At 37.3% G+C, this 11,910-nt stretch carries 12 protein-coding genes; 7 read left to right on the top strand and 5 right to left on the bottom strand.

Features of this window, described 5'->3' with window-relative positions:
* From CLU97_RS02130 to fabF, 3 genes are read left to right on the top strand one after another with little or no spacing between them, the layout of a single operon-like run.
* Window positions 1-1,269: an acetyl-CoA C-acetyltransferase gene (locus CLU97_RS02130; protein ID WP_121486482.1), complete on the top strand. Its 1,269-nt coding sequence runs from the start codon at window positions 1-3 to the stop codon at window positions 1,267-1,269.
* A gap of 10 nt (window positions 1,270-1,279) precedes the next feature.
* Window positions 1,280-1,705: a PaaI family thioesterase gene (locus CLU97_RS02135; RefSeq protein ID WP_121486483.1), complete on the top strand. Its 426-nt coding sequence runs from the start codon at window positions 1,280-1,282 to the stop codon at window positions 1,703-1,705.
* A 2-nt stretch (window positions 1,706-1,707) separates the two neighbouring features.
* Entirely contained in the window at window positions 1,708-2,949 is a 1,242-nt protein-coding gene (fabF, locus tag CLU97_RS02140; RefSeq protein ID WP_121486484.1) for a beta-ketoacyl-ACP synthase II, read from the top strand.
* A gap of 73 nt (window positions 2,950-3,022) precedes the next feature.
* Here the strand turns inward: fabF and CLU97_RS02145 are convergent, their stop codons facing one another.
* The 3 genes from CLU97_RS02145 to msrB form a co-directional block, all read right to left on the bottom strand.
* A complete protein-coding gene (locus CLU97_RS02145) occupies window positions 3,023-3,454 on the bottom strand; it encodes a hypothetical protein (RefSeq protein ID WP_228437466.1) in 432 nt (143 codons plus the stop codon).
* A 109-nt stretch (window positions 3,455-3,563) separates the two neighbouring features.
* The gene (locus tag CLU97_RS02150) at window positions 3,564-4,319 is read right to left on the bottom strand and encodes a murein L,D-transpeptidase catalytic domain family protein (RefSeq protein WP_121486486.1); all 756 of its coding nucleotides are present in this window, start codon (window positions 4,317-4,319) and stop codon (window positions 3,564-3,566) included.
* Window positions 4,320-4,446: 127 nt separating this feature from the next.
* Window positions 4,447-4,893 (bottom strand): peptide-methionine (R)-S-oxide reductase MsrB, encoded by a 447-nt coding sequence (gene msrB / locus CLU97_RS02155; RefSeq protein WP_228437468.1) that lies wholly within the window; start codon window positions 4,891-4,893, stop codon window positions 4,447-4,449.
* 176 nt (window positions 4,894-5,069) lie between these two features.
* Between msrB and CLU97_RS02160 the strand changes: the two genes are divergently transcribed.
* Window positions 5,070-6,314, top strand: coding sequence for a DUF445 domain-containing protein (locus tag CLU97_RS02160; RefSeq protein ID WP_121486488.1), 1,245 nt, complete (start codon window positions 5,070-5,072; stop codon window positions 6,312-6,314).
* A gap of 27 nt (window positions 6,315-6,341) precedes the next feature.
* Window positions 6,342-7,232, top strand: coding sequence for a hypothetical protein (locus CLU97_RS02165; RefSeq protein ID WP_121486489.1), 891 nt, complete (start codon window positions 6,342-6,344; stop codon window positions 7,230-7,232).
* A 31-nt stretch (window positions 7,233-7,263) separates the two neighbouring features.
* Here CLU97_RS02165 and CLU97_RS02170 read toward each other — a convergent pair whose 3' ends face one another.
* On the bottom strand, window positions 7,264-8,301 hold the full coding sequence (locus tag CLU97_RS02170; protein ID WP_121486490.1) for a quinone-dependent dihydroorotate dehydrogenase: 1,038 nt from the start codon (window positions 8,299-8,301) through the stop codon (window positions 7,264-7,266).
* 161 nt (window positions 8,302-8,462) lie between these two features.
* Here CLU97_RS02170 and CLU97_RS02175 point away from each other — a divergent pair, with 161 nt between their 5' ends.
* Window positions 8,463-9,230, top strand: a complete 768-nt coding sequence (locus tag CLU97_RS02175; protein WP_121486240.1) for an IS5 family transposase — start codon at window positions 8,463-8,465, stop codon at window positions 9,228-9,230.
* A 99-nt stretch (window positions 9,231-9,329) separates the two neighbouring features.
* Here CLU97_RS02175 and CLU97_RS02180 read toward each other — a convergent pair whose 3' ends face one another.
* Window positions 9,330-10,025 carry a pseudouridine synthase gene (locus CLU97_RS02180; RefSeq protein WP_121486491.1) on the bottom strand — a complete coding sequence of 232 codons (696 nt, stop codon included), beginning with the start codon at window positions 10,023-10,025 and terminating at the stop codon, window positions 9,330-9,332.
* 302 nt (window positions 10,026-10,327) lie between these two features.
* Between CLU97_RS02180 and CLU97_RS02185 the strand changes: the two genes are divergently transcribed.
* Window positions 10,328-11,869, top strand: a complete 1,542-nt coding sequence (locus CLU97_RS02185; RefSeq protein WP_121486492.1) for a glycine--tRNA ligase — start codon at window positions 10,328-10,330, stop codon at window positions 11,867-11,869.
* Window positions 11,870-11,910: the final 41 nt, after the last annotated feature.

Consider the following 11,910-nt stretch of genomic DNA (forward strand, 5'->3'; position numbering starts at 1 on the left):
ATGGAAACAAAAAAAGTGGCTATTGTGGGATACAACAGAATCCCTTTCGCCAGAATGAATACCGCTTATTCGGAACAGGGAAACCAGGATCTGCTTCTTGCTTCTCTTAACGGATTGATAAGCCGTTATCATTTAAAAGGAAAACGACTGGGAGAAGTTGCCGGAGGTGCTGTGATTAAACACATTTCTGAAAGCAACCTCATCAGAGAAACAGTGATGAATACTACTCTTGACCCTGCAACTCCTGCATGTGATCTTCAGCAGGCATGTGATACAGGTATTGAAGCGGCCATTTATATCGGAAATAAAATTGCATTAGGACAGATAGAATCGGGTATTGCATGCGGAGTGGAAGCTATGAGCAATATTCCGTTTGAGTCTTCACCAAGATTAAGAAAAGCCTTGTTAAAAGCTAATAAAGAAAAATCAGCATTTGGAAAATTAAAACAACTACTAAGCCCAAGACTGAAAGATTGGATGCCTATTCCATACAAAGGACAGGAACCCAAAACAGGTCTGGTAATGGGTGAACATACAGAAATTACAGCAAAATATTATAATATTCCCAGAAAAGAACAGGACGAATTGGCTTTAAAAAGTCATCAGAATATGGCAAAAGCGTATGATGAAGGATTCTTTGATGATATGATCACTCCGGCTTTTGGCTTAGATAAAGATAATAACTTAAGACGCGACAGCAGTTTTGAAAAGCTTTCACAAATAAAACCTGCATTTGATAAACAGAACGGAACTCTGACGGCAGGAAACTCAACACCTTTTACAGATGGAGCTTCAGCGGTATTGCTGGCCAGTGAAGAATGGGCAAAAGCCAACAATCTTCCCATTTTAGCTTATATTAGTTTTTCTGAGGTGGCAGGAATAGAATACGTAGAAAATAAACAGGATCTGCTTCTTGCCCCTGTTTTCGCCGCAGAAAGAATGCTTAAAAAAGCAAACATGAATTTGTCTGATTTTGATTATTACGAAATTCATGAAGCATTTGCAGCACAGGTTTTAGCCACCATAAAAATCTGGGAAAATGATGAGCTTGCGCAAAAATTCGGATTGGAAAAAGCCTTGGGAAAAATAGACAGAAGTAAGTTGAATGTAAAAGGAGGAAGCCTTGCAGCAGCCCACCCATTTGCAGCAACAGGAGGAAGAATTATCGCAACACTGGCAAAACTGCTCAACGAAAAAGGCACCGGAAAAGGGTTTATATCCATCTGTGCAGCACGTGGACAGGGAGTAACCATGATTTTAGAAAAGTAAAAGACTAAGTATGGATAGATTAGCACAATTAAAAAAATTCATCGGAAAAGAATTTGACCAGTCACCATCTCCATTTATGAAATGGCTGAATCCTATTGTTCTTTCCGTAGAAGAAGGACAACTGGAATTTCAATATACCATAAGACCGGAATGGCTGAATCCGATAGGAAATCTTCACGGCGGAGTTACCGCTGCTATTATAGATGATATCATTGGTGCCACTATGTTTTCTTTAAATGAAAATTCTTTTATTACTACTATAAATAATGTCATTGATTATTTCTCAACTGCAAAAGAAAATGATAATATTGTAGCCGAAACTAAAATCATTAAAAGGGGAAAGCAGTTTGTAAATGCTCAGTGCGAAATATGGAATGCAGATAAGACCCGTTTAATAGCGAGGGGAACCTCGAATTTATTCAAAATCAATAACTAAGTATGAAAAGAGTTGTCATTACAGGTCTCGGCGCAGTGACGCCTTTGGGAAATAATGTCGAAGAATTTTGGCAAAACAGTATCAATGGAGTGAGTGGAGCAAACAAAATCACCCATTTTGACACAGAAAAGTTTAAAGTACATTTTGCTTGTGAGGTTAAAAACTTTGATCCAAAAGCTCATTTAACACACAACGAAATCAAAAGAAGTGATTTATTTTCACAATATGCAATGTACTCTACTGCGGAGGCGTTGAAAGATTCCGGGCTTGAACTGGAAAATATGGACCCATTTGATGTAGGGGTTATCTGGGGAACAGGACAAGGAGGAATGTGGACTTTCGAAAGCGAGGTCATGAATTTTGCAGCAGGCGACGGAACCCCAAGATTCAATCCTTTCTTCGTGCCGAAATTTATTGCCAATATGGCTTCGGGAATGATTTCCATGAAATATGGCCTTCAGGGAATCAATTATACAACTGTTTCTGCATGTGCAACAGGAAATACGGCATTAATGGATGCCTTCAACTATATCCGTCTTGGAAAAGCAAAAGTAATTGTAAGCGGTGGTTCTGAGGCTGCTATTTCTCCGGCTTCTATCGGAGGATTTTCCATTATGAAAGCGATGTCTACACGAAATGACGATTTTGCAACCGCCAGCCGTCCTTACGATGCAGAAAGAGATGGTTTTGTGATGGGTGAAGGTTCCGGAACTTTGATTCTGGAAGAATATGAACATGCCAAAGCAAGAGGAGCAAAAATCTATGCAGAATTGGTAGGTGCTGCCATGACAGCGGATGCCTATCATATGACGGCACCTCATCCTGATGGTGTTGGAGCAATCAAAGCCATGCAGTTGGCTCTTAACGAAGCAGAAATCAATGTAGATGATATTGATTATATTAATCCTCATGCCACTTCTACTCCTCTTGGAGATCTGGTAGAGTTGAACGGAATTAATAAATTATTTAAAGGAAGCAAGAATCTTGATATCAGTGCAACGAAATCCATGACAGGCCACCTGTTGGGAGCTGCCGGGGCTGTGGAAGCCATTCTTTCCATTAAAGCGATTCAAAACGGAATTATTCCGCCAACCATTAACCTTCATTCTATTGATGAGAATATCCCGAAAGACATCAATATTGTATTTGGAGAAGCAAAAGAAAAAGATATTACCTATGCTTTAAGTAATGCTTTTGGCTTTGGAGGACATAATGCTACTTTAATTTTTAAGAAATTCATATAATTTGAATTAAAATAATTGAGAATCCCTGTATGAAACCATACAGGGATTTTTTATTCTATTTTATCTTTAATTGTTACATAAAATCCGCATCAGGAATGAAAAAATCATCCTCATTCTCTACAATCGGGATATAAAGTCTCTCCCATACTTTACCTTTCAGTATATCCCAGCTATGACCGGAACCTTTAAGATCTTCAGCCAAAAGAATAATTCCTGGTTCAATAATAAATGTAGTACCGTCTGTTACTTTAAATCTTATATTCCCTTTGATGGTAATAACATATTGCCTTCTGGGTGCCGGATGGTCATTTTTTTCCCATTCTTCCGTTTCATTACTCATCCAGAAAACGGTAGCTTTTATATGTTTAAGAGTGGGCATTTTACCTTTCTCAAAAGTACATGAGCCATCAGGATTATTAATCAGTCTTATGGCTGGAACGAATCCTGTAGATGTTTCCAGGGCTACATTTATATTTTTTTGATTTTCATCTTGTCCATTCATCATTCTATTATACTTTAAAGCAAAAGAGTTATATAAATGTAATTGTTATTTTCGAATTGCAGGACCTATTTAAAAGAAAAAGAGCAGCCCAATCTGACTGCTCTTTTAATCTTTACGCTTTCAACCATTCTGAGGAAGAAAGGTAATTCTGATCGGGATAATAGATGAACAGACAGTTTTTTCCTTTAATCGTATTGATTATAGACTGTGTCAGCTCTCTTGGAACGGCAGGGCATCCCCAGCTTCTTCCGATTCTTTTGTGCATCGAAGCAAATGCATCACTTACATAATCCGCACCATGCATTACAATTGCTCTTCTGTATGCAGCATCATTAAAGCCCTTATCCATTCCTAATAATTTAAGAGAGTATCCGTTATCACCCTGATAGGTAGCATCCGTGATATAAAATCCCAGGCTGCTCTGCAGCGAACTTTCCTTGTTAGAAAAATTCGTCGCAAATTCTTCGCCAGTATTTTTTCCGTGTGCCACTAAAGAGTTGAACAGAACTTTTTTGTCTTCCAGGTCAATGATCCAAAGTCTTTTTGTGTTAGAAGACATAGAAAAATCGCAGATAGTCAGTAAATGCGAGTCTTGGGTAAGCAATCCTGCTTTTTTTAAATTTTCATAACCAGTTAATGCTTTTGAGAACACATCATAGTTCAGTTCATGTTCCGGGTCAAATGCAATAGATTGGTACAGTGCTTCTGATGCAGACACAGCTGTTGTGTTCTTCTCAGATTTCGTTTCAGCTACTTTTTCAGTTTTCTTTGTTGTTACATTCTCACTTTTCGCCGCTACTCTTGGGGAAATGTAGAATGAAGTCGTAACCATGTAAACAAGGCATAATACACTATAAATTCCTTTCATTCAATACTATATAAATCCAAATTAGTGGGGCAAAATTATAAAAACATAATTACCAAGGGGGTATAACTCTAAAAAGTTTAACGCTATTTAAGAAACTTTAACGTCCTGATTTTGTGAATTAAAGCACTTATTTTTGAGAATCCGGAACAAATTCAAGGCTCACAGAATTCATACAATACCTCAATCCTGTAGGCTTCGGGCCGTCATCGAAAACATGTCCAAGGTGAGAATCGCATCTTTTGCAAAGCACTTCTACCCTATCCATTCCATAAGACTGGTCTCTTACATAATAGACTCCTTCTTTATCAGCTTCAAAGAAACTTGGCCAGCCACAGCTGCTGGAAAATTTTGATGTAGAACGAAACAGATGATTTCCACACACCGCACAATAATATTCTCCTATCTCATCAAATTCATTGTATTTTCCTGTAAAAGCTCTTTCAGTCGCTGCCTCTCTGGCAATTGCGTATAAATCCGGAGCAAGGATTTTTTTCCATTCTTCATTGGAAATATTAAGTTTTGCAGTATCGGTTCTGGAATAGTATGGATTGTTTTTTGCTTCTGTATTTTCCATAAGAGTTTTTTTAATAGGTTCGTATTTCTGCGTACATGCCTGCAGAAAAAATAATAAGGGGACTGAAACTAAAAATTTCATCGTAAATTTCATTCTTTAACCGCAAAATTTTTGAAGTTTAAAAGCTTTTATTAAGATTAAACGGTTTCATAACCAAATTTAGTAAATTTGAGAATATGAATGACGAAGCAAAAAGAAAACAACTCAGAAAATATAAAGCATTTGCCACTGGATTATTTGTCCTGATGGCCATTATTTTCATTGTTACCACTATTTTACAGAAGTCTAATACCTCTCATTGGATCGGCTATGTACGGGCTTTTGCTGAGGCTGCTATGGTAGGGGCACTTGCTGACTGGTTTGCAGTAACCGCATTATTCCGTCATCCTTTGGGACTTCCTATTCCCCATACCAATCTGATTGAAAACAGTAAACAGAGACTGGGAGACAATCTTGGGAGTTTTGTGGTGGGCAACTTCCTTTCTCCTCAGAATATCCGTCCTTATATCCAAAAACTTAAAGTTTCTAATTTTGTCGGGGAATGGCTGGGCAAGGAAAAAAGCCAGGAGATTTTGATTAAAAATCTTTCTGATATTGTTCTTGATATTCTTAATAAGCTTGATGATTCTACGGTAAGCCAGTTTATCAGTAAAAAGGTTTCTGAAATGACGGATGATATTAAGCTTAATAAAGTGGTTGGAAACGGAATCGGATATATTCTTGAAAAAAATGACCACCAGAGAATCATCACCAATCTTTCGAAACAGATCAAAGAATACATCATTGAAAATGATGCAATGATTCAGGAACGGGTAAAAAAAGGAAGCTATTCTTTCATTCCATCATTTGTAGACACTAAAATTGCAGATAAAATTGCAGACGGACTTTCTGATTTTTTCAAAGAAATAGAAGAAAATCCTGAACATGAAGTAAGAGCATTGATTACTCAGAAAATTCATGAGTTCTCCGTTGATCTGAAAGAAGATCCGAAATGGGACGAAGAATTTAAAACTATCAAAAACGGACTTCTCAAGAATGATAAATTGGATGAATATTCCAACGATATCTGGGTCTCTATCAAAAAAACGCTGATGAAAGAACTTCAGGAAGAAAATTCTGCTTTGAAAAACTATCTTACTAAAAATCTGAATGAATTTGCTCAAAATTTAAAGACCGATGAAAATCTTCAGAACAAAATTGATCATTGGGTGCGTGTGACAGCTTATAAATATATTCTGAAAAACACCCATCAATTCGGGAACCTCATCAGTACAACTGTTGGGAACTGGCAAGGAAAAGAATTGAGTGAAAAGCTGGAGCTGGAAGTGGGAAAAGATCTGCAGTTTATCCGGGTCAACGGAACATTGGTCGGAGGTCTGGTAGGATTGATTATCTACACCATCGCACACTTTTTCATTTAAAAAACTAAAATCCACGATCACTCAACCATGAAAAAAATTTTCACCGTATTCTTTTTCTTTTCCTTCTCATTTTTTCTCTGCCAGAAAGTTGAACTCAAGAAAGTAACAGATTCTTCACAGACTTTTACAGGAGAGATCGGCGGAACTCCCATTACGATAGAGCTCAACTATACCGGTGTGGTAGATTGTGACCAGTATCAGCATTATGTTGACGGATGGTATTATTATGACAAATACAAAAAGAAAATCCCTCTCACCGGAATATATGATTACTATGGAAATCTTTCTCTGTATAGTTTTGGAACGAAACAAAAACAGAAATCAAAGCTTCTGAAAGAACAGATCACCTCTCTGCAGAAAGTAGAAAAAACAGATGAAATTGCACAAAAGCTTCTGCCTCAGGAATATTTTATATTTGAAGAGATCAATATGAGTAAAAATCCGGTTTCGGGGCATTTTTATGTTGGAAAAAAAGTTCATCCTGTAAAACTGTCTACAGGGAATATTATGATTTATCGCCTCAACAATTATCTGTTTTTACCGAATAACAAAAAAATTAATACCTACGATTTCATTAATAAAGCGGGCGGGAATGAATTGATTTCCTATGCCACCGGAGAAAACGGAAACAGAGTGCTGCTTTATTTTGAACAGACTTCAAATTTTAATGCCTGCGGACAGTGCGGAGCAAGTGAAGGGGAGAAAGGCTACAGGGTTCTTTATTTTACAAAAGACTGGAATTATAAAAACTATGAAGAATTTCTCACTGAAAGCTGCCGGGAAAATATTGATAATGCAACCAAAACAAAATCAAAAGACAAGCAAACCATCCAATATAAAATAGGGAAATCTAATACGACTCCCGCTCATAAACTTACTGTAGATATTAAAAATGCAACTGTTGTGAAGTCTAAATAAAAAAGAGAGTCGCAATAACTCTCTTTTTTATTTATCTTGGTAATCTGCTGGCTCTTTTCAGAATTTCCTTGTTGATTTCGTTGATCAGTTCCGGACCTTCATAAATAAATCCGGTATACAGCTGGATCAGACTCGCTCCTGCATCTAGTTTTTCCATAGCATCTTTTGCGGAATGTATTCCTCCTACCCCAATGATTGGGAATGCTCTGTTGCTTTTATCAGAAAGATACTTGATCATTTTTGTACTTCTCTCACGAATCGGCTTTCCACTTAGCCCTCCGTTTCCTATCTGTTCTAGGACTTCCGGAGAGGTTTTCAGCCCTTCTCTGCTTACGGAAGTATTGGAGACCACAATACCATCAATTTTTGTCTCTGCAATCAGCTCAATGATTTCATCTAATTGATTATTATTCAGGTCCGGTGCGATTTTCAGTAATATAGGTTTCTGTACAGATTTTGACAGATTTATTTTCTTTACTTCCGTGATCAGTTCTCTCAGATATTCTACGTCTTCCAGTTTAGCGTGGCTTCCTACATTCGGGCAGCTTACATTCAGTACGAAATAGTCTACATGAGGGTGAAGACCTTCAAAACAGTCCAGATAATCCTGCGTATAGTTTTCCGGGATTGTATCGGTATTTTTTCCGATGTTTCCACCGATGATTATTTTTCCTTTGTTGGATTTCAGTTTTTCAATAGCGGCTTCAAGACCTTCATTGTTGAATCCCATTCTGTTGATGATTCCGCCATCTTCGATGAGACGGAACAATCTTTTCTTAGGATTTCCGGCCTGAGCTCTCGGGGTTACTGTTCCGATTTCTACAAATCCAAATCCCAGGTCTCCTAACTCGTTAAATAGCACTGCATTTTTATCGAAACCGGCTGCCAGTCCTACAGGATTTTTAAATTTTAATCCGAAAACTTCTCTTTCCAGACGTTTGCCTTCAATAGGTTTGGGTAAAAACAGTCTGGTAAGAAATCCAAAATTTTTAAGCATTGAAAATGTAAAATGATGAACTTCTTCAGGGTCAAATTTGAAGAGGATAGGACGAATGAGCGATTTGTACATTGAAAAAAAGTTTTACAAAATTACTCATTTTAAAATTAATCTCAGATTATCCTATGATATTTTATCAAAATGTTTTATTTATAGAATCTAAGAGCCTGTTTAAATTTTCGTAGAAAATTTTGTTAAGAGGCTTTCAGAGGTTGGATATTTGAAAAAAAAAAATGAAATACCCAACCGATTTAACTGAAAACCAGTGGCAATATATAAAGAAAACGATGAACCTAAAAGAGAGAAAGAGAAAATATCCTCTTCTTTTGATTTGGAACTCCTTAATGTATTTGATAAAAACAGGTTGCCAGTGGCGTATGCTTCCTAAAGATTTCCCCAAATGGCAATTGGTTTATTACTATTATATCCGTTGGACGGAGTTGGGATATTTTGACTTAATTCTAGAAAAGCTACGAATGAAAGTTCGTATAAAAAAGGGTCAGCGAGCAGAAGCCTCCTTAGGAATAATGGATAGCCAAAGTGTACGCTGGGGCAATAATAGAGGTCTTCATGGCGTAGATGGAAATAAGAAAATAAAAGGAATAAAACGCCATGTGCTAGTAGATAAGAATGGATTTTTAATCGCAGTGATGGTTTGTGTAGCCAATATTCATGATAGTAAGGCTGGATTGCTTTTGCTTAGATTACTCAGGGAAGAGCTGATGAATTTCAAGTGTATTCTTGCTGATGCAGGCTATAGAGGAGATTTTCTAGATAAAGCTCATAGCCTTTATTCATACCTGGTAAAAGTGGTAAGTCGGGATAAAGAAAAACAAGCTAAAAAAGAGTTTAAACCCGTAAGTAAACGATGGGTAATAGAAAGAACTTTTGCTTGGTTTGATAATGACAGAAGGCTTTGTAGGAACTATGAACTACTGCATGAGTCTTCCGAAAATATGACCAAATTATCCGCTATAAAATTATTACTCAATAAAATTTAAACAGGCTCTAAAAGAGAGAGTATAATGAAAGAGGCTGAGTACGTTGAAAACTTCATCTTTAGAAAGTGAAGTTAGGTAGATTTAATCGTTTGGGCTAAATTAAGAGTACGCACTCAGATCAAATTTCAGAATATCTCCTACTTTTTTAAACTCCTCATCTATAGTGGCATTTACTGTAATTCTTTCGTTAGAAACAGGATGATTAAAAATCAGCTGATGGGCATGAAGTGTCATTTTGCTGATCTCAAATGTTTGAAGCCATAATTTATTCTGTTTATTGCAGCCGTGTTTTCTACAGCCTAAAATAGGATGCAGAATATGTTTAAAATGTTTTCTCAGCTGATGAAACCTTCCTGTTTCAGGAATTGCTTCCACTAAAGAATATCTCGAAGTCTGATGTTTTAAGAAAGGCAGATCTATTTCTGAAGTCTGCAAACGACGATAGTAAGTAACTGCGTTTTGCTTAACTTCATTTTCATTAACCAAATCATAATCAATGGTTTCTTCTTCTTTTGTCCAGCCACGAAGAATAGCCAGATATTTCTTCTCCACTTCGCGTGACGCAAACTGATCACTCATGATTCTAAGAGTATCTTTATCTAAGGTAAACAGCAGAACGCCCGAAGTTTTTCGGTCTAACCGATGTACGGGATACACTTTTTGCCCGATCTGTTTCTTCAGTTCCTGAATGGCATAAGTATCGGCTTCTCCCGCATAGAAGGATTTGTGAACCAGTAATCCGCTGGGTTTGTTGATGGCAATAATATGCTCGTCACGATAAAGAATTTCTAACATTCGGCAAAAGTAAAGATTTTCAACTGATATTATATGCTGCCATCTTTGTAAACCTAACAGGTTTTGAAAACCTGTTAGGTTTAGACATTTCTTTATCAATAGCCCCGATCTAAGAGAAAATCCCGCAGTGAGGCGGCGGCGCGAAGCAGAGCCGCCGAGCGAGGAATTGCAACGGAGAGCGGGTTCCCGGCTCCTTAAAAATTAAATTGTAAATATTTGTCTGTTTATTAACTGCTTTTTTTATTGAAACTCATGATTTTGATTCCAAATTCATATTTTTGCACATCAGACGTAAAAAAATTATGGCAAAGCAAGAAGATGTTTTCAAGAAAGTGATTTCTCACGCTAAAGAATATGGTTTTATTTTCCCATCGAGTGAGATCTATGATGGTTTATCCGCTGTTTATGATTATGGACAGAATGGTGCCGAACTAAAAAATAATATCAAACAATATTGGTGGAAAGCTATGGTACAGCTTAACGAAAATATTGTCGGCATTGATTCGGCGATCCTTATGCACCCAACTACATGGAAAGCATCAGGCCACGTAGACGCTTTCAACGATCCATTGATTGATAATAAAGATTCCAAGAAACGTTTCAGAGCAGACGTTTTGGTGGAAGATTACTGTGCTAAAATTGAAGATAAAGAGAACAAAGAAATTGAAAAAGCTGCAAAAAGATTCGGAGAGGCTTTCGATAAGGATCAGTTTGTTGCGACGAATCCAAAAATCATTGAATACAGAGCAAAAAGAGAAGCTATTCTTTCAAGACTGGCTAAATCTCTTGAAAATGAAGACCTTGCTGATGTAAAAGCTTTGATCGAGGAGCTTGAAATTGCAGATCCTGATACGGGTTCTAAAAACTGGACAGAGGTAAGACAATTCAACCTGATGTTCGGAACTAAATTAGGTGCTTCTGCTGACAGTGCAATGGATCTTTATTTGAGACCTGAAACAGCTCAAGGTATCTTTGTTAACTTCCTGAATGTGCAGAAAACTTCACGTCATAAGCTGCCTTTCGGTATCGCACAGATTGGTAAGGCGTTCAGAAATGAGATTGTTGCAAGACAGTTTATTTTCAGAATGCGTGAATTCGAACAGATGGAAATGCAGTTCTTCGTTGCTCCGGGAACAGAACTTGAATTCTATGAGCAGTGGAAGCAAAAACGTCTGAACTGGCACAGAGCTTTAGGTTTAGGAGATGAAAACTACAGATTCCACGATCACGAGAAATTAGCTCACTACGCGAATGCTGCTGCTGATATTGAATTTAATTTCCCATTCGGATTTAAAGAACTGGAAGGGATTCACTCAAGAACAGATTTCGACTTAAAAGCGCATGAAGAATTCTCAGGAAGAAAGCTACAGTTCTTTGACCCTGAAAGAAACGAAAACTATGTTCCTTATGTAGTGGAAACTTCAGTAGGTTTAGACAGATTATTCCTTTCTATATTCTCACATTGTTTAAGAGACGAAGTATTGGAAGACGGTTCAGAAAGAACAGTTCTATCTTTACCTCCGGCATTAGCGCCAATTAAGGCAGCTATTCTTCCATTGATGAAGAAAGATGGTCTTGCAGAATATGCAGAAAAGATTTTCAACGACCTGAAGTATGACTTCAACTTGTTCTACGAGGAGAAAGATGCCATCGGAAAACGTTACAGAAGACAGGATGCCATTGGTACTCCTTACTGTATCACTGTAGATCACGATTCTTTAACGGATCATACGGTGACCATCAGAGACAGAGACACGATGCAGCAGGAAAGAGTTCCGGTTTCAGAGTTGAGAAGAATCATTGATGAGAAAACAAACTTCAGAAATTTACTTTCTAAAATATAATTGAAAAGCCCTGGTTTCAGTAGTCATGGTCGGAAGAAATT

The sequence above is a fragment of the Chryseobacterium sp. 7 genome, assembly GCF_003663845.1.
In the GTDB taxonomy this organism is placed as follows: Bacteria; Bacteroidota; Bacteroidia; order Flavobacteriales; family Weeksellaceae; genus Chryseobacterium.